At 37.8% G+C, this 20137-nt stretch carries 14 protein-coding genes; 4 read left to right on the plus strand and 10 right to left on the minus strand.

The genetic code is table 11. The features are described 5' to 3' along the window. The first annotated feature begins 27 nt into the window (after positions 1–27). Positions 28–1146, plus strand: coding sequence for a beta-ketoacyl-ACP synthase III (locus tag DWA31_RS10775; protein WP_114326588.1), 1119 nt, complete (start codon positions 28–30; stop codon positions 1144–1146). Positions 1147–1259: 113 nt separating this feature from the next. On the opposite strand, the gene DWA31_RS10780 is transcribed toward DWA31_RS10775, so the two are convergent. The 10 genes from DWA31_RS10780 to leuS form a co-directional block, all read right to left on the minus strand. Continuing rightward, complete coding sequence (locus tag DWA31_RS10780) at positions 1260–2456, minus strand: serine hydrolase (protein WP_114326589.1); 1197 nt, start codon at positions 2454–2456, stop codon at positions 1260–1262. 447 nt (positions 2457–2903) lie between these two features. Then, on the minus strand, positions 2904–3722 hold the full coding sequence (locus tag DWA31_RS10785) for a septal ring lytic transglycosylase RlpA family protein (RefSeq protein WP_114326590.1): 819 nt from the start codon (positions 3720–3722) through the stop codon (positions 2904–2906). A 146-nt stretch (positions 3723–3868) separates the two neighbouring features. Further along, a complete protein-coding gene (gene rodA / locus DWA31_RS10790; RefSeq protein WP_114326591.1) occupies positions 3869–4984 on the minus strand; it encodes a rod shape-determining protein RodA in 1116 nt (371 codons plus the stop codon). After that, complete coding sequence (mrdA, locus tag DWA31_RS10795) at positions 4984–6966, minus strand: penicillin-binding protein 2 (protein ID WP_114326592.1); 1983 nt, start codon at positions 6964–6966, stop codon at positions 4984–4986. The genes rodA and mrdA overlap by 1 nt, the downstream gene beginning before the upstream one ends. Positions 6967–7088: 122 nt before the next feature. Beyond that, positions 7089–7559, minus strand: a complete 471-nt coding sequence (gene rlmH / locus DWA31_RS10800) for a 23S rRNA (pseudouridine(1915)-N(3))-methyltransferase RlmH (protein ID WP_114326593.1) — start codon at positions 7557–7559, stop codon at positions 7089–7091. 37 nt (positions 7560–7596) lie between these two features. After that, positions 7597–7917 carry a ribosome silencing factor gene (gene rsfS, locus DWA31_RS10805; protein ID WP_114326594.1) on the minus strand — a complete coding sequence of 107 codons (321 nt, stop codon included), beginning with the start codon at positions 7915–7917 and terminating at the stop codon, positions 7597–7599. Positions 7918–8483: 566 nt separating this feature from the next. Continuing rightward, positions 8484–9143: a nicotinate-nucleotide adenylyltransferase gene (nadD, locus tag DWA31_RS10810; RefSeq protein WP_114326595.1), complete on the minus strand. Its 660-nt coding sequence runs from the start codon at positions 9141–9143 to the stop codon at positions 8484–8486. A gap of 61 nt (positions 9144–9204) precedes the next feature. Further along, the gene (gene holA / locus DWA31_RS10815; RefSeq protein ID WP_114326596.1) at positions 9205–10263 is read right to left on the minus strand and encodes a DNA polymerase III subunit delta; all 1059 of its coding nucleotides are present in this window, start codon (positions 10261–10263) and stop codon (positions 9205–9207) included. Positions 10264–10271: 8 nt separating this feature from the next. Beyond that, positions 10272–10790, minus strand: a complete 519-nt coding sequence (locus DWA31_RS10820) for an LPS-assembly lipoprotein LptE (RefSeq protein WP_245942587.1) — start codon at positions 10788–10790, stop codon at positions 10272–10274. A 1-nt stretch (position 10791) separates the two neighbouring features. Beyond that, on the minus strand, positions 10792–13407 hold the full coding sequence (gene leuS, locus DWA31_RS10825; protein WP_114326597.1) for a leucine--tRNA ligase: 2616 nt from the start codon (positions 13405–13407) through the stop codon (positions 10792–10794). A 492-nt stretch (positions 13408–13899) separates the two neighbouring features. Here leuS and DWA31_RS10830 point away from each other — a divergent pair, with 492 nt between their 5' ends. The 3 genes from DWA31_RS10830 to DWA31_RS10840 all read left to right on the plus strand — a co-directional run bounded on the left by DWA31_RS10830 (position 13900) and on the right by DWA31_RS10840 (position 19583). Further along, the gene (locus DWA31_RS10830; RefSeq protein ID WP_114326598.1) at positions 13900–14385 is read left to right on the plus strand and encodes a zinc ribbon-containing protein; all 486 of its coding nucleotides are present in this window, start codon (positions 13900–13902) and stop codon (positions 14383–14385) included. 113 nt (positions 14386–14498) lie between these two features. Then, positions 14499–16892 carry an ATP-binding protein gene (locus tag DWA31_RS10835; protein WP_114326599.1) on the plus strand — a complete coding sequence of 798 codons (2394 nt, stop codon included), beginning with the start codon at positions 14499–14501 and terminating at the stop codon, positions 16890–16892. A 465-nt stretch (positions 16893–17357) separates the two neighbouring features. After that, positions 17358–19583, plus strand: a complete 2226-nt coding sequence (locus DWA31_RS10840) for an NADP-dependent isocitrate dehydrogenase (protein WP_114326600.1) — start codon at positions 17358–17360, stop codon at positions 19581–19583. Positions 19584–20137: the final 554 nt, after the last annotated feature.

A 20137-nucleotide genomic window follows, 5' to 3' on the forward strand; every position in this document is an offset into this window, starting at 1 on the left:
TTTGCTAATTTTGGTCGAGATCTTTTTATGTCTATTGTCATTAGTGGGACTGGGTTATTTACCCCGCCAGAAAAAATTTCAAACGATGAGTTAGTTATTAGTTTTAATAGCTATGGAGATAAGTTCAATAGTGAAAATGAGCAAGCTATTATTCACGGTGAAGTGACCGCACTATCACATTCAACTAGTGCTTTTATTGAAAAAGCGTCAGGCATTAAAAGTCGCTTTGTGATGTCAAAAGCCGATATTTTGAATGTCGATTTAATGAAGCCAACTTTTGTTGAACGACCAAATGACGCTTTATCTATGCAGGCTGAAATTGGTGTTGCTGCGGCTGAACAAGCCATGGCTGCCGCGAATAAAACGGCAGCTGATATAGACCTAATTATCGTTGCTTGTGCTTATACGCAGCGTTCATATCCTGCAATGGCTATTGAAATACAACAAGCGCTAGGCTGTGGTGGTTGGGGGTTTGATATGCTAGTTGCTTGCTCCGCTGCTACCTTTGGAATTATCAATGCGGCTAATGCTATTCGCAGTGGTACTGCAAAAACAGTACTAGTGATTAACCCTGAAATTTTATCCCCACAAATTAATTACCGTGACAGAGATAGCCACTTTATTTTTGGTGATGTTGCAACGGCTTCAATTATTGAAGATGAATCAACAGCAACAGGTGATGATGTTTTTAAAATTATTGCCGAGCAACCTATTACGCAATTTTCTAATAACATTCGTAGTAATTTTGGTTACATGAATCAATGTAGCCAAGAAACGGCTAATGATGTTGATAAGTATTTTATTCAGCAAGGCCGTAAAGTATTCAAAGAGGTATTGCCTATGGTATCTAATTTAATTACCAGTCAAATGAATAAAGTTAATTTAGTCCCTGAAGATATCAAGCGTCTTTATTTACACCAAGCCAATATTAATATGAATAATTTTATTGCTAAGAAGGTGTTAGGTAGATCTCCGATAGCGGGTGAAGCACCAATTATTTTAGATGAATATGCGAATACAAGCTCTGCTGGTTGTATTATTGCTTTACATAAGCATCATGATGGCTTGAATTCGGGTGATAAAGCTGTGCTTTGCTCTTTTGGTGCTGGTTATTCAGCATGCTGTTTGATTCTAGAGTATGTATAGAGTTATATACCCGTAATCATTCAAGCACTCTCAAGCATGTATTTTGAATGGTCACGGGGATAAGTTACGAAGTGACGAGTTTTAAATACGCGTCACTTAATTGAATGGTGTTTCTATTCAAAAAGTTGTGCAATAAACAATTTGATATAATCAAATATTTTTGAGAAAAAGCTACCTTCATTTACTTCTTGTAAAGTTACTAGTGGGTATTGCGCAATATCTTCACCCTCAAGCTGTAAGAATAATTTACCTACGACAGTCCCTTTTGCTATAGGTGCTGTAAGCTGTTGAGTTAATTCGAAGATCACTTTTAGATTTTTACGCTGTCCGCGAGGAATAGTAATCGGCGTATCAAGTAAAATACCTAAATCCACTTGTTCTTTATCACCCATCCAAATACGATTAGTCGCAAATTTTTCACCCGCTTTATAAGGGGTAATCGTTTCAAAAAAACGGAAACCATAATTAAGTAATTTTTTACTTTCTACCTTTCTAGCTCGCTCGCTATCAGTACCCATTACTACCGTGACTAAACGCATGTCACCTTTAGTTGCTGAGGTTACTAAGCTATAACCCGCATTTGAAGTGTGGCCGGTTTTCATGCCGTCTACATTTAAGCTTTTATCCCATAACAAAGAATTTCGGTTATATTGTTTGATTTTGTTATAGGTAAATGATTTTTGCTTGTAAATAGCATATTCATTCGGAACATCACGGATAATTGCACTGGCTAACGTTGCCATATCACGTGGCGTAGTCATATGAGAAGAGCTGTCTAAACCGTGGCTGTTTTCAAAAAATGAACTCGACATGCCTAATTGTTCGGCATGCGCATTCATTAAATCGGCAAAAGCGCTTTCACTGCCAGCAATATGTTCAGCCATGGCAACACAAGCATCATTACCAGAGGCAACAATAATACCTTGATTTAAAAGATTCACGGGTACTTCGGTGCCTACTTCAATAAACATTTTTGATGATTCAGGAAAGTTTTTTGCCCAAGCATTTTCGCTGATCATCACCTTGTCGCTATTTGATATATTACCGTTTTCTAATTCTTTACCTATAATATAGCTCGTCATCATTTTAGTTAAGCTAGCTGGCGCTAATTGAATGTCAGCATTACCTTCTGCGATTACCTTGCCTGTGGTAAAGTCGAGTAAAATAAAGCCTTTAGCATTAATTTGTGGCGCATCCGGAATAATAGTTATTGCATGACTAATGGATGAAAAAGCTAAGGTTGAACCTAATAGGGTTCTTGAGATAAATTTGAACCATGTACGAGCAGATTTTTTTAATTTTAAAGGCATAATTTTAAAGACATAACTTTTAATAATGAGGTGGATAGGAACAGTAATACCAAATGAAATAATGAATTAGTCAATTCAGAGCTGTGTCAGGGAAGTTAGAACAAGTAAAATTTGTGCGTATATAGTCGTCCTATATCAAACAAATTTGTGAAGTTATCACTTTCCGGACAAGCTCCTAAAGGCGAGTTTAAAAGGTCTACATGCTGCGTTATTGATTTTGACAAGGGAATAACCATTCTCTTCAATCAATGCCTTGCCTCTACACCTTTTAATTCTCGCTGAATAATCAATTTATTACTTCAATTGGTATAATTTTAACAAACTAACAGAAAGTATATCATCTATATCATGCTTGGCTATGGGGGAATTGGAGATAATTGTAAAAACTATTTTCTATCTATGCCGTCATTATACCCAAACCAACGCAAGGGATGAATTTCAGGAATGTTAAAGGCTTCTTAAGTAGGCGTTTGGATAACTTCCTTGTTTTAGTTCTCGCAATAGTTTATTGATCACTGCGTCATCAAGAACAGGACCTATTTGAATTCGGTATATGCTATTTTCTTTAGGATAATTAACCGCTTGTGAATATTTATTTGATAAAAACTTAGCAGTTTTTTTTGCTAATTCGAGTTTGCTAGTCGCAAAAACTTGAATGTAATTTTTTGTTATTGGCACGTTTAATTGGCTATTGGTTGCTGGTTTTTTTATGTTTACAACCAATGGCTTTTTGCGGGGTGTGGTTTTATTGAAATTAGTGATACTAGTGATTTTTACTTGGGCAGTACCTGTTTTTAACATATCGAGCTTATAAGCGGCACTATAAGATAAATCAATAATACGTTTTTGATGAAAAGGACCACGGTCATTGACCCGAACGATGACAGATTTATTGTTGGTTAGGTTGGTAACTTTTAAATAGGTAGGCAAGGGTAAGTTTTTATGGGCAGCGCTCATGGAATACATATCATAAATTTCACCATTTGAAGTTAAATGGCCGTGAAATTTTCGACCGTACCAAGAGGCGGTGCCTATTTCTTCAAAATTTTGTGCATGCGTCAATACTTGGTAGTTAATACCACGTACTTTGTAATTTTTGTTACCTCCACGGCTATAATTTTCTGCTCGTGGGGTGGCGTCCTTTAATTCTGCTTGGTTGGGTAATCTGGTTGGCGTGCTATCGTTAGCCTGTTGATAGCGACCAGTACTGCAAGAAGTAAGTAGAGTAAGCAGAGCAAAGAAGCTTAGTTTGTATAGTGCTTTCATTATTGTTTCTTAATATTATACGATTTCATGGTAGTTAATATTGCGGTTAGTTTGTTTGATTTTGAGGAGAACGCGTGGAGTTGACGTTAGTCAATGAGCACGTTCGACAAAGAAGTCAGACAAAATAGCAAAATATCCACTTACCATTAAGTATGAAACCGTCGGTGAGTACTAATAGCCATTAGCATGCCAAATCCTGCGAGTAATGTCACCATTGATGTACCACCATAACTCACTAAGGGTAAAGGCACGCCAACAACAGGTAATAAACCTGAAACCATGCCGATATTAACAAATACATAAACGAAAAAAGTTAGGGTAATACTACCTGCTAAGAGTTTGGTAAAAGCGTTTTGGGCATTGACTGCAATCCACAAGCCGCGCATTATTATAAATAGATATACGCTAAGTAAAACACCGACACCCATTAAACCAAACTCTTCACTAAAAACGGCAAAAATAAAGTCAGTATGACGCTCAGGCAGAAATTCTAACTGAGATTGTGTTCCTTGCAGCCAACCTTTACCATTAACGCCACCGGAGCCTATGGCTATTTTAGACTGAATAATATGGTATCCTGATCCAAGTGGATCTTGCTCGGGGTTTAAAAATGTCATCACTCTTTGTCTTTGATAATCTTTCATCAAAAACATCCATAACACCGGCGCGAATGCTGAGCCTAACCCAACGCAAACACCAATTAATTTCCAACTAGCTCCAGCGAGAAAAATTACAAAAATACCTGAGCTAGCAATTAATAGCGAAGTACCTAAGTCTGGTTGTTTGGCAATAAGTAGTGTTGGAATTAATACTAAGATAAATGCCCATACGATGGTGGATATTTTAACAGGTAAATTATCTTGGCTGATAAACCAAGCAATCATTATCGGCACTATTAGTTTCATTATTTCCGAAGGCTGAAATTTCATAAAACCTAAATCTAACCATCGCTGTGCGCCTTTACCTACATGGCCAAAAAGTAATACAGCCACTAACATTAATAACCCTAAAACAAAAACAGGTACGGCCCATTTTTGATATGACAACGGCGGAATTTGGGCTATTGCTAGCATAACCACTATTGCTATGCCTAATCGAATAGCTTGGCGGTAAACTATATCAATGCTTTGGCCACCGGCACTAAAAACAATAAATAAGCCGAGTGCCATTAGTGACAGTATGCCAAGTAATAAGGGTAAATCGATATGCAATTTTTGCCATATACTACGTACTTGTTGTTGATCTTGGCCACTACTGCGCATTAGTCGCTCTCTTGTGTTTGTGCTAGTTGTGATTGGTGCATGTGCTGCAGAGTCTTAGCATTAAGTTGGCTAGAAGAACTATCCATGCTAGAAGTAATCTCTCTGTTGCCAAAATATTGATCCATAATTTGGCGTGCAACAGGGCCTGCATTAGTGCCACCACCACCCTTAGCAACGTTTTCTATTGCAACTGCAACCACTATTTCAGGGTTTTTATAGGGAGCAAATGCAATAAACATCGCATTATCACGTTTATTTTCTTGAGTTGTACCTGCATCGTATTTTTCATTTTGTTTGATACGAGCAACCTGTGCTGAGCCCGTTTTGCCAGCAGCGTCATACTTAGCGCCTTTAAAAGGAGCATGGGCGGTAGCGCCAAATTTCTGAACGGTGTTATGCATTGCCTCGAGCACTAGATCCCAATGTTTTTCTTGTTTCAATACTAAAGGTGCTTGCTCTTCATAAATTACCTCTTCTAAGGTACTTTGACTAACACCTTCCTCATCTTTTGCTATCTCTTTAGTGGCTTTTAAAAAATGCGGTACTTTTCTTTCTCCGTGGTTCACTAACGTTGTTATTGCTTGAGTTAATTGCAATGGAGTCACGGTCCAGTAACTTTGGCCAATACCGACAGAAAGTGTCTCACCGGTATACCAAGATTTATTATAACGGTCGCGTTTCCATGCAACGCTGGGCATAATGGCTCTACTTTCTTCATGAATATCAATACCGGTATAATCACCAAAACCAAACCGCTCCATCATGGTACTAATTTTAGTGATACCAAGCTTAAAGGCTAAGTCAAAAAAATAAATGTTGCAGGATTGTTCAATGGCTTTAGTTAAATTTACCCAGCCATGCCCCCATTTTTTCCAATCTCGATATTTATTAGGTAACCCCTCTAATTGATACCAACCGGGATCCCAAATTTTAGTACTTGCGGTAATCACTTGTTCTTCTAAACCGGTTAAAGCTAAAAAAGGTTTTACTGTAGAAGCGGGGGGATAGCCCTGCACAGCGCGGTTGATTAACGGTAAGTCTTTGGAGTTTAATAATTTTTTATAGTTTTTACTACTGATACCATGTACAAATAAATTACCGTCATAGCTGGGATTAGAGTACATGGCTAAAATGCCACCGGTTCGTGGGTTCATTGCTACTACCGCACCGCGTTTTCCTGATAATGCACGTTTAGCTATCATTTGCAGTTCTATGTCTAGGGTTAAGGTTAGGTCTTTACCCTGTACAGGAGGGGTGTAATTCAAGGTGCGAATAATTCTACCTTGGTTATTTATCTCAACTTCTTGATGGCCAATGGTGCCATGTAAAAGTTCTTCATAATATTTTTCAATTCCCAATTTTCCTATGCCGTGGGTGGCAGCATAGTTTTCAAACTTACCTTGTTGCTTCAGTTTATTGGCATCTTTTCGATTGATTCTAGCCACATAACCTAAATTATGTGTGGTTAGTTCACTGAAGGGGTAGTAGCGTTTTAAACGAGCATCAACAAAAATACCGGGAAACTTGTGTTGATTAACTGAAAACAGTGCCACTTGTTGTTCACTTAAACGGGGCAGTAACTCTATTTGTTTGAAGCGTCGCTTCCCTTTTGCCGCTTTAAAAAATTTTTCTTGTCTGTCTACACTAATATCAAGTAGTTTGCTTATTTCTTGGATGTTAGCTTCTAGGCTATCAACTTCTTCAGGGATTACTGCTAGGCTGTAAACAGGTTTATTATCCGCGAGAATAATGCCATTGCGATCGTAAATTAAGCCACGATTTGGTGCTACAGGTAGTAATTTTATACGATTTGAATTTGAACGTGTTTGGTATTTTTCAAAAGAGTCGACTTGTAATAAGTAGATATTACTAAACAGTATTAGTAGCAGTGATAAAACACCAACAAAGGCAATAAAAGTACGGCGAGCAAATAGGTTAGCCTCTGCGCTATGGTTGCGAATAATAATGCGACGAGGTGACATCAGCTATGCTCTTGATAGTGAAAATAGTGTGGGGAGACAATAGTATAATAGGCAAACAAGTTAGCTCCAGCACGCTTGCAGCAGATAATATCACGAATAACTATACGCTGAGGTACCACTCGTTATTCTCTATGGTAAGGATGGTTATTATTAATGCTCCATGCGCGGTATAAACTTTCGCCAATGAGAATTCTAACCATGGGGTGGGGTAAAGTCAGTGTTGATAAGGACCATTTTTGTTCACTGGCTTTGATACAAGCAGGGGCTAATCCTTCAGGGCCACCAACTAGCAATGCTACATCTCTGCCATCGAACTGCCAACGTTCAAGCTGTTTCGCCAGTTGTGGTGTGGTCCAGGGTTTACCTTCAACTTCTAAAGTGACAATACGGCTGCCTTTCGGAATAGCGGCTAATAATTGTTCACCTTCTTTTTCTAAAATACGCGTAATATCGGCATTTTTACCACGCTTTCCTGCAGGTATCTCTACTAAATCAAAAGATAAATCACGAGGGAAACGTCGAGCATATTCATTAAAACCCTGAATGACCCAAGTTGGCATTTTTGTGCCAACCGCATATAAAGTTAACTTCATAAGTTAATAAAACCAATCGAACCAATCAAATTGGCTGCTATTCGGCCCAAAGTTGTTCTAAATTATACTTGTCACGTTGTTCGTTAGTCATAACATGCACAATAATATCGCCCAAATCAACTAATGCCCATTCGCCAACATCGTTACCTTCCATGCCACGTGGTTCAACACCTGCAGCTCTACATTCAATTGCTACTGATTGCGCGATTGATTTTACGTGGCGGTTTGAGTTACCTGAGCAAATAATCATATAGTCGGCAAAGCTTGCTTTGTCGCTAATGTTTAGAGAGATGATTTCTCTGCCTTTCATGTCTTCAAGTTTTTCAATTACAAATGCGTTAAGTGCTTCGGTTTGCAAGGGGTTCTTCCTATAAATTAGTTGATTTTTCACAGTGCTTTAAACTAAGTTAAGCACAATCTGTGAATATTAACATTAATACCAATACGAATAAATATATGATCATTGTAAATGGAATATTTATCCTGATTGATATTTGAACACTCACTTACCTGTATATAGCCATGTTACTTCAATATATCGGATTCAGCTGGAATTAGAAACGTCTTTAGGCACAGGTTCATAGTTCCCGACTGAACCTAAGTACCTACATCCATGTACGCAAGGCTTTGATTGAAGATAATGGTTGTTCAGGAGAATATTCTCCTGCATTCTCTAATAAGAATATGCTCCTGCATTCTCTAATAAGCTACATCTATGTAGCGCCATTGTCGAAATCAATAACGTAGCATAAAGCATTTATAAACCAGCCTTACAGGGGTCCCTGATCAAATCATGTTCTTCGTTGCATCTCTTTTTAAGGGAACGACCCTTAATAAAAAGATGCGCCTTGATCATGAATCGTTCAGCTGCCCTGAAACGCACATCTTGAAGTATCATGGGTATAAGTATCATTCGCGACTAAGTTAACGATAAAGTTTATTTTTGTTGATAAAAGTAAATACGCTAGGTGCTAATAGTTGCTGGCAATCTTGTTTATTGGCTAATTGTTGACGAATTTCACTTGAAGAAATATCAATATGCAAGTGGTTATGCAAAGACGGCAGGGTATCAGGAAGTAATAATACACCGCCGGACTTACGCTTTTTTAATTCATTAACACTATGTATTTGATGGTTGTTTAATAATGCTGCGGTTGCTTTATCTAAGTTGTCTAATTGGTAGTTAGGTCTTGTGTTCACAACCAAATGACAAAGCGATAAAATCTCTTGGTATTTATGCCAACGAGTAAAGGTTAATAAAGAGTCTAGGCCGATAATAAAATATAATGTTTGTTGTGGAAATGATTCTGCTAACTCTTTTAACGTGTCCACTGTATAAGAATTGCCATCACGCTTTAGTTCGCGTTCATCACAAGTTAATAAAGGTTCAGTGCTACAAGCTAAATGAACCATTTCAGCACGTTGTTTCGCGCTGACATTAGGCGTTGCCTTATGCGGGGGAATATTAGCTGGAATTAACAATATTTTAGTTAATGACAGATAATCGGCTACCGCCTTAGCTGGCAAAGTATGACCAAGATGAATGGGGTCAAAAGTACCGCCTAAAATACCAATACTCGTCATAAATTAAATTACTTTTGTTGCGAAAACGTTTGCTTTATAAAAAAGTGCCTGAGAAAAAAGACTAGGAATATTCATAATTCAATGAAAAGTTTTTCGTAATTTCACCATGATAAAGTGTTACACAAAGATCGGCCAACAATATAAAAGCATTAAACTCACTACTTGTTTTGCTGATCAAATCGATATCGGCCAGCCGTGATATTGCCCGTTTAATATCTTTTAAACTTATATGAGTCAGTGCATGTTGATAAAGCGATTTTCGTTTTTCCCAAATACGATATTCTTTATATAAATCGTTGAGCTGATAACCTTGTGCTAGTTTATCTAGCATGGTGTACAATTGGTTGAATTCTTTGTGGAATACCCAAATCACTTGTCCAGCAGCCGTACCTTCTTGTTGTAATTGATCTAACATTGTTAAGCACTTTTTACAGTTGCCTTCTAATAAAGCATCTATTATTTGAAAGGGATTAAACTTCGCTTGCTTAATCACTATTTGTTCAGCATCGCTTAAGCTGATTAGCTTTGTGCCAAACAACAAGGACAACTTTTGTAACTCTTGCTCTAACGCAGGTAAGTTACCTTCAAATAACTCAATTAGTAATAAGGATAACTCAGGCGCCAAATTAACATTGAGGCTTTTTGCTTGGTTTTGTAGCCATCTGGGTAAGTCTTTAGCCTCTATATCGTATAAAGGCAGGTAACAACCTAATTGTGTTAAGGCTTTAAACCACTTTCTATTAGCGCTGGCACCATCCAGTTTGGGACCATGAAAGATAAAAACAACATCTTGTAGTGCTGCGTTTTGGGCTATTATCTCGCTTAATGCGAATAAAGTTTTATTGCCACTATCACCAATTTTAACCGTGGTGAATTCCACTTCAATGATCCGTTGATTAGCAAATAAGCTTAATGATTGGTATTCATCAATTATTTGTTGCCAGTCAAATTTATTATCAGCGCTAAAGCGTAGGATTTCACTAAAACCTTGTTGTTGCGCGTGGTTTTTAATCGTGGATAAGCTATTGTTTTTTTGCCAAGGTTCATCACCAAAAACCAACCACACAGGTTTAAAGCCTTGTGTTAATGAGTGTATAAGTTGGTTATGGTAAATTTTCATTTAAAAGCCTATCGTTGAACTCTTGCCATATCTCGTAAAATTTTATCAGCAGCTGATGTTCTCATTTCACTGAGTAATAAAGATAGCTCTCTAGATTTTGCTAAGGCTAAACTTGGATCATCTTGATAATCTCTATTTAATTCAAAGTGGAAGCTTTTCGGTTCTTCATTAGCAAAACGTAACTGGTAATGTACCGCATAAATAAGTTCATATTCAGCGACTTGTCCATTTTCAAATACCGATAAGGTTCTTCTATCAAGCGTATCTGACATGATGCGAAGCTCAGGCACTTGCGTATTTTTATGCTTAAGCACCTTTACTTGATTGTGAGATAAGTGTTGTTTTACTAAGCGAGTTAATTCACCGTGTATGTCACTTGAGCTAACATACAAGGTTTGTAATTCATCGTTAAGTAAATAATCACCACGTAAATGAAATCCACAAGCGGATAATAAACTTACCAAGGTAAAAACTGTTATTAAACGTTTATATGTCATAACTAACGAGGTGAAATATGACTTAACCATGTTAGTTAGCCACAATATTGAATATTTTGCCTGGAATATAAATAACTTTGCGGATAGTTTTATCTGCCGTAAATTTAACTACGTTTTCATCATTTAGACCAAGTGCTTCAACCTCTTCTTTACTGGCATCAGCAGCAACGGTAATTTTTGCTCTAAGCTTGCCATTCACTTGTACAATTATGAGCTTCTCATCTTCAACTAATGCGCTGTTATCAACGGTTGGCCATGGGGCATTTTCTACTTCAGTATTATTACACCCTATTGTTTGCCATAAGTAATGACACATATGTGGTGTGATAGGTGTGAGCATTAATACTACTGCGCGAAGTGCTTCAAACATAACGGCTTTATCTTCGTCAGATTTAATAGGCGCTTTGCTTAAGTGGTTCATTAATTCCATAATGGCAGCGATAGCGGTATTAAACGTATTACGACGACCTATATCATCAGTTACTTTAGCAATTGTTTTGTGCAACTCTCTGCGTAGTTTTTTCTGAGCAGCGTTTAGTGTTATGCCGTCAATGTCAAAACTTTCACCCTGACAAGCCTCAACGGTGTCATGTACTAATTTATAAACACGTTTAACAAAGCGGTGAGCCCCTTCAACGCCAGCATCAGACCATTCTAGAGTTTGCTCTGGTGGTGAAGTAAACATAATAAATAAACGTACAGTATCAGCACCGTATTTTTGAATAACCGATTGTGGATCGATACCGTTATTTTTCGACTTAGACATTTTACTCATGCCAGCAGAAATAACGGCTTCACCATCTATTTTGCTGATAGCAGAAGTAACATTGCCTTTCTCATCACGTTCAACAGTAACATCATTTGGCGCAATCCAATCTTGCGAACCATTATCAGCTTCACGATAATAAGTATCTGCTAGTACCATGCCTTGGCACAGTAATTTTTTGTAGGGTTCATCACATTGCACTAAACCAACATCACGTAATAATTTATGGAAAAAACGAGAATAAAGTAAATGTAAAATAGCATGTTCGATACCGCCAATATATTGATCTACTGGCAACCAATAATTAGCTTTAGCAGGATCAATCATTTGGCTATCATCGTTTGGTGAACAATAACGCGCGTAATACCATGAAGACTCCATAAAGGTGTCAAAGGTATCTGTTTCACGTAAGGCGTCTTCACCATTAAAGGTAGTTTTTGCCCACTGAGGATCATCTTTAATAGGAGAGGTGACGCCATTCATGACCACATCTTCTGGCAATATAACCGGTAATTCACTTTCCGGAACTGGTACCGATTCACCATTGGCAAGGTTAACCATTGGAATGGGTGTGCCCCAGTAACGTTGACGAGAAACGCCCCAATCACGTAAACGGAAGTTAGTCGTTATCTTACCTTTGTTTTCTTTAGTTAATTTACCACTAATGGCGGTAAAAGCCGCTTCAAAATCTAAGCCGTCAAACTCACCTGAATTAACTAAGGTGCCTTTTTCAATGATTGCTGCTTTGCTAATATCATCTTCTGGACTGACTTCTATTACTTGAGTAATGGCTAAACCATATTTGGTTGCAAATTCATAATCACGCTGATCGTGTCCAGGTACTGACATTACCGCGCCTGAACCATAGTCCATCAATACAAAATTGGCAGCCCAAACAGGTACTAACTCACCGGTTATTGGGTGAATAGCTTTAAAGCCGGTATCAACGCCTTTTTTCTCCATAGCAGCCATATCAGCTTCTGTGGTTTGATTGCCTTTACATTCTTGAATAAAATCGGCAAGCGCAGCGTTTCCTTTGGCAGCATTCTCTTTTGAAGCAATAAGGGCTAATGGATGTTCAGCGGCCAGTGCCACATAAGTAACACCCATTAAAGTGTCAGGGCGAGTGGTGTATATATCAAAGCTTTCTTGTTTGCCTTCAACTAAACCGTCAACTTGAAAAGTCATCTCAACACCTTGTGAGCGACCAATCCAATTACGTTGCATGGTTTTTACTTGTTCAGGCCAATCGGTTAGTTGATCTAAATCATCTAATAACTCTTGAGCGTAATCGGTGATTTTAATAAACCATTGTGGAATTTCTTTCTTTTCAACAATAGCGCCAGAGCGCCAACCGCGACCATCAATAACTTGTTCGTTTGCTAATACGGTTTGATCAACAGGATCCCAGTTTACTGAAGCATTCTTTTTGTAAACTAAGCCTTTTTCATACAGTTTAGTGAAAAACCACTGTTCCCAGCGGTAATAGTCTGGTTTACAAGTGGCTAATTCACGGCTCCAATCATAACCAAAGCCAAGTGACTTTAACTGGTTGCGCATGTAATCTATATTTTGATAAGTCCAGTTACCCGGCGCCGTTTTATTTTTTATTGCCGCATTTTCCGCAGGCAAACCAAAAGCATCCCAACCCATAGGTTGCATTACATTTTTACCTTGCATACGTTGGTAACGAGAAATCACATCACCCAAACTATAATTACGTACATGGCCCATGTGCAGGCGACCACTAGGGTAGGGAAACATAGCTAAACAATAAAATTTCTCTTTGCTCTCGTCTTCAATCGCTTTAAAGGTATTGTTTTCAGTCCAAAATTTTTGTACTGTTGCTTCAATCGCTTGGGGATTATAAATGGCTTCCATTAATGAGTTCTCGAACGGTATGTTTGGGATTTATTAGCGCCATTTGTTTCATTATATACACAATGAAATTATTCAAAGGCACCGTAAATTTTAGTTTAAATTATCGCGATAGAATACCTTATCTGGCTATAGCACGACAAGCTTAATTAAGTTTAATCATCAACTTTGTCTATACCCAAGTGAACTCAAAAAGTGGATTTCAGGACAACTGAGCGAGCCATATACAAGACACATCTTTTTATTAAGGGTTGTTCCCTTAAAAAAGGATGCAACGAAGTAGATGGTTTGCTCAGTTGTCCCCGTAGGGTTGGTTTAGAAACGTTTTATGCTGCGTTATTGATTTTGAGAAGGGAATAACCATTCTATTCAATCAATGCCTTGCCTAAAAACGTTTCTAATTCCAACTGAAACCTGCATTTTGAATTCACTTGGGTATATACTTAAAGTATGAAGATAAAGTTGGCAGTATTTTCGTTAATCTAGGAACGCATTATGACAAAGAAAAAAGAATACTTAATGGAAGTTTATCAAAACCTTAGTGATTGGCTTGATGAGATGAAGGAGATTCAAAAGCCTCGGGTTAATGAATTCGTTAAACAAGCGAAATTATATGCAAAAACCGCTGAAGGGATGACAGAAGAAAAATTGAATCAATTTATTGATAACTTAACGTATGACTTGCATGATTTTTATCAACAAAATCAGACAGAAATAAAGCATTCTATTTATCTAGATTTACTGAATGAAAAAATGTGGGCAAACCTTGCTCAATTAACCGATAAATCGCAAGTTGAATGGGCTGAATTGGTGGATGATTTTGAGCATGACGGTATTTATAAGGTTGGAGATATTATTGGTTTTGGCGAATTAATATGTCAGCAATGTGATGAAAAAATTCATATCATGCACCCTAGTGAAGTGACGGCCTGTGTAAAATGTGGTGGTGATAGTTTTACTCGTTTGCCGCTTGATCCTTAATTACCCCTAAACATCATAATGTTAATGCATATTATTGTTAGTAGGGGTTATACCGAGTACACTGACAATATTGACTTTTTAGTCTCTAACATCTCAATTTTTCAAGGATAGCCATGATCACAACGTCTGCTTCGCAATGTAAACTTAATCCTTCTCAACTTAGTTCTACTTTATCAGCAGATCTTTTTTCTCAAAAGCAACATCCTAGTGAAATAGCACAGACTTTTGTTGGTCATAATAGAGCTAAAGAAGCTCTTGAGTTTGGTTTGTCGATGAGCTCAGTTGGCTTTAATGTATTTGCCATGGGAGAGCACGGTACTGGTAGGCAAACATTAATTAAACAAATGTTAACGGCACTAGCAAAAGAACAATCAACCCCAGTAGAGTGGTGTTATATCAATAACTTTGACGAAAGTCATGCACCTTACAGTCTTTATGTAAATCCCAGTGATGGTAAGCAATTACTATCACGGATAAACAAGTTTATTGATGAATTAATGGACTTGTTCCCTGATATTTTTGACAACCCAGGTTATCAAAGACAAAAATCAGCGATAGATAGGGGCTTTAATAAAAAATATGATGAAGCTATTGCTAAGGTTGAAGAAATAGCATTAAAAAATAATGTATCACTATATGAAGAAAATGGCGAAGTAGGTTTTTCGCCTTTAGTTGATGGTAAACCATTAAATGACAAAGAGTTTGCTAATATAGATGAAACAGAACGTGCTAAATTTTATCAATTATTGTCAGAGCTTGAAGTGGTGCTTGCTGAGCAACTACTTGAATTACCACTGTGGAAACGTGAATCGTCAGATAAATTACGACAGTTGAAAAATGGAACAGCAGAGCAAGCGATTCAGCCTTATTTAACTGAGCTTGAACAAGAGTTTGCCAATAATCAAGGGGTGTTAAAATACCTAAATAAAGTCAAAACCCATATTGTCGATGCCTCGTTAGAAATTTTAGTGAATGACGATGATGATGCGCCAAATGATAAAGAGTTACGTAAATTAATGGTTGAACGTTTTTTGCCTAATTTACTTGTATCGCGTGATATTAATGATGGCGCTCCAGTCGTTTATGAACAAAATCCAACCTATCAAAACCTTTTTGGTCATGTCGATTTTTCAAGTTTTCAAGGTAGTAGTTACACCAGTTATCGATTAATTCGCCCTGGTGCACTCCATAAAGCCAATGGTGGGTATTTATTACTTGATGCCGATAAGTTATTAACTCAGCCTTTAGTGTGGTCGCGCTTAAAACTAGCGTTAAAAACAGGGCAGGTAATAATCGAGAATCCATACTCTGAAATTAGCCAACCGGGTGCATATAGCTTACAACCAGAAGAAATCCCCTTACAAGTTAAAGTGATCTTGCTTGGCGATGCTGAAATTTACTATACCCTGCAAGACTATGATCAGGAATTTACCGAGTTATTTAGAGTGTTAGCAGATTTTGATCGTCATTTAGAAAAAAACGATGAAAATTTACAAGCCTTTGGTAACTTAATTCGCCAACGCGCTTTACAACATAATTATCCAGAAATTGATGATGAAGCTGTGCTTGAATTAGTGCGTTATGCGTTAAGACGAGCTGAGCATAAAAGTAAAATTTCAGCAAACATTGTGCAGGTAAACGATTTACTCGATGAAGCAAATTATTGTTGGGGTAAAAGTGGTGCTAAAGGTAGATTGACAGCTAAGCATGTTGCTATGGCACTCGCGGCAAAAAAGCGCCGTACGGGTCGATTAAGTGAAACTTGGCTTGATGAAATAAAAGAACAACAAGTATTAATCAGCACCGAAGGTGATTATGTTGGTAAAGTTAACGGTTTAACGGTGTTAGAAATAGGTGATAGTGTTTTTGGCACGCCTGCTCGTATTACTGCAACTGTTTATGCTGGTAGTCAAGGGGTGATAGATATTGAGGGTGAAGTTGATTTAGGCAAGTCTATTCACTCCAAAGGTGTGTTGTTATTAACCGGATATTTAGGTCATAAATATGGTCAAAACTTCCCTGTGGCTATTTCAGCTAATATCGCGATCGAACAATCTTACGGTCATATCGATGGAGATAGCGCCTCAATGGCCGAACTTTGTGCGTTAATATCGGCCATTACTTTATTGCCTATTGATCAAAGTTTAGCGATTACCGGCTCAATTAATCAACATGGTGAAGTGCAATCTATTGGCGGGGCTAATGAAAAAATAGAAGGTTTTTTTCAATTATGTAAAGACAAAGGTTTAACAGGCAAGCAAGGTGTTATTATCCCTAAAACCAATGTGATTAATTTAATGCTAAACAGTGACGTGATTGAAGCGGTTGCTAGTGAAAAATTTGCAATTTATGCGGTAGAGACGATAGACCAAGCATTAGAGTTATTGATGGCAACAACAGCTGGAACGATGAATAGCACAGGAAGATACCCGCGAAAATCTATTCATAGTTTAGCATTAGAGAAACTCGCTTACTTTGCTGAATTACTTGAAGGTGGCGAAGAGTAACGTTATGTTCGTGAAATTAGCCGCTAAAACTCAGTGGTGTTGAAACCTAATCCTAACGTAGTGTCGTTGTGTTTATCTATCCTCCTACTTAATAATGAATTTATGGGGTAGCCTGAATAAGGGTGAAAAGTATGGAATAATCCAAATAATCGACTTTAGTCTAATTTGAACAATTGAAATTACTAGATACAGTGGGCTATTAATATTATAACTTTCTCCGAAAATTATTGTTCAATAAAAATGACACTAAAACAAAGCTTAAACGGCACCTATCGCCTCAAGTTTGTTTTTAATAAATTTTCTATAAACACATTTTTTTATAAAGTTTAGAGTAAAAAATAGCCTCGCTTTATCATAACGGGTAATTTCTAATGTTTGGAAAAACATTATTTTCCAGTCGGCTATAACACTGTCGTGATTGGAATTAATATAAATATAAATATAAATACAAAGGATGCTACAAATATGAGTTCAAAAATAATATACACCTATACCGATGAGGCTCCATTGCTAGCGACCTGCTCGTTACTGCCGATTATCAAAACTTTTGCAGCATCAGCAGACATAGATGTAGAACTAAAAGATATATCTCTTGCCGCAAGGATTTTATCTGCCTTTTCCGATAAATTACCAGCAGATCAACAAGTACCTGATACATTAGCTGAACTAGGTGCCTTAACCCAAGATCCTGATACTAATATCATCAAGTTACCTAATATCAGTGCTTCAATTCCTCAATTAAAAGACGCTATTGGTGAATTACAAGCACAAGGATACGCTATTCCTGATTATCCAGAAGCCCCAAAAACAGACGAAGATAGAGATAACGAAGCAAGATATTCAAAAACTTTAGGTAGTGCGGTAAACCCAGTACTTCGTGAGGGTAACTCAGATCGTCGTGCTCCACCATCGGTTAAAGCTTTTGCTAAGAAGAATCCACATTCTATGGGTAAGTGGAGCCAAGCATCAAGAACTCACGTTTCACATATGCATACAGGCGATTTTTATGCCAGTGAAAAATGTATGACTATGGATAAAGCGTGTGATGTAAAAATTGAATTTGTCGCTAAAGAAGATGGTGCCGTAACCGTATTAAAAGAAAAAACCTCACTTCAAGCAGGTGAGATCATTGACAGTATGTTTATGAGTAAAAAGGCCCTATGTGAGTTCTTAGAAGAAGAAATGAACGATGCGAAAGAGACTGGGGTAATGTTTTCCTTCCATGTCAAAGCTACCATGATGAAAGTATCGCATCCGATTGTTTTTGGCCACGCAGTAAAAGTTTATTATAAAGATTTATTTGCTAAGCACGCTGAAACCTTTGAAAAACTAGGTGTCAATGCCAATGACGGTGTTAGTAGTATTTATGAAAAAATAAAACAGTTACCAGAATCTTGGCGTGAAGAAATATTGGCCGACTTACATGCCTGTTATGAAACACGTCCTGAATTAGCAATGGTTGACTCAGCTAAAGGTATTTCAAATTTCCATACCCCAAATGAAGTGATTGTTGATGCATCAATGCCCGCCATGATTAGATCTGGCGGTAAAATGTGGGGACCTGATGGTAAAACGAAAGATACCAAAGCGGTTATGCCTGAAAGTACTTTTGCAAGAATTTATCAGGAAATCATCAACTTCTGTAAAACTCACGGTGCATTTGATCCTACAACCATGGGAACAGTGCCAAATGTCGGTTTAATGGCACAAAAAGCAGAAGAGTATGGTTCACATGATAAAACGTTTGAATCACAAGGTGATGGCTCTATCCGCATTGTTGATGATGAAGGAAAAGTTTTATTAGAAATGGATGTTGAAGAAGGTGATATTTGGAGAATGTGTCAAGTCAAAGACGCACCAATACAAGATTGGGTGAAATTAGCCGTTACCCGTGCAAGGTTGTCTGATACCCCAGCAGTGTTCTGGTTAGACGATTACCGTCCGCATGAAGCTGAATTAATTAAAAAAGTTAATCACTATCTGAAAGATCATGATTTGACCGGATTAGATATTCAAATAATGTCACAAACAAGAGCGATGCGTTTTACGCTAGAGCGTATTTTACGTGGCAGCGACACTATTTCTGTAACAGGAAATATTCTACGTGATTATTTAACAGATTTATTTCCAATTCTAGAACTAGGCACTAGTGCAAAAATGCTATCCATAGTGCCATTAATGGCAGGTGGCGGTTTATTTGAAACTGGAGCAGGCGGGTCAGCACCTAAGCATGTTAAACAGCTAATAGAAGAAAATCATTTACGTTGGGATTCCCTTGGTGAATTCCTTGCGCTAAGTGCTTCTTTTGAAGATTTAGGTATTAAACAAGATAGCGCTAAAGCAAGATTGCTAGCAACAACATTAGATCAAGCAACGGCTGAGTTATTGGACAATGGTAAGTCTCCTTCACGTAAAACAGGTGAGCTTGATAATCGCGGCAGTCACTTTTACTTAGCACTTTATTGGGCAAAAGCATTAGCTGAACAAACTGAAGATACTGATCTTCAAAGTCATTTTGCACCATTATATAAATCACTAAGCGACAATGAAAAATCTATCGTTAGTGATTTAACAACCGATCAATGGCATTCTGTTGATATTGGTGGTTACTACAAAGCAGATACGAAAAAGGTCATTGATATAATGCGACCTTCTAAATGCTTTAATGATGTATTAGCCGCATTTAAATAAGTTTAGTTTGTAAAAGTTAAACCTAAAACTATTAAGCCTGAAATCAATAATGATTTTGGGCTTTTTTGTTTGCCCAGCGAAGCTGGCAAACCCGATAGGCTGAAAGAAGCCTTATCACCCCGACTAAGGGGAAGATAATCTGAATGGCAAGGGCGTCACTGGCTAACGGTGGGGTCTGAAGGAAGCCATAAGAAGTTAGAGGTACACAACTAACCGTAACCTGCTTCGGCGGTATTGGTGGGTAAGCGTCCAAAATAGCGCGAAGCCCAATACTTAGTCAGACCAATGCTGTGTTTGAGGGTGGAATTTCTAACAGGGAACTAGTGCAGTAACTGGGGAAGCCTGGCATTGTATCCAATCAAAATGATTTGATCAAAAATGGTTGGACGTATTATTCAAGAGGTGACTCAAGAGTATTACGAGTGTGAGGTGGCAGATGAACCCGTAGTAGTGAGTAAGGCTAGGCCGATGAAAGCCAGTAATGGTGTGGAGGATAAAACCAAGCCGACTGTCAACACTGTGTTTGACAGAGTCAATTTAAGCCACAAGCTTTC

Origin of the sequence: Candidatus Colwellia aromaticivorans (assembly GCF_003333305.1) — a bacterium.
Lineage (GTDB): Bacteria > Pseudomonadota > Gammaproteobacteria > Enterobacterales > Alteromonadaceae > Colwellia > Colwellia aromaticivorans.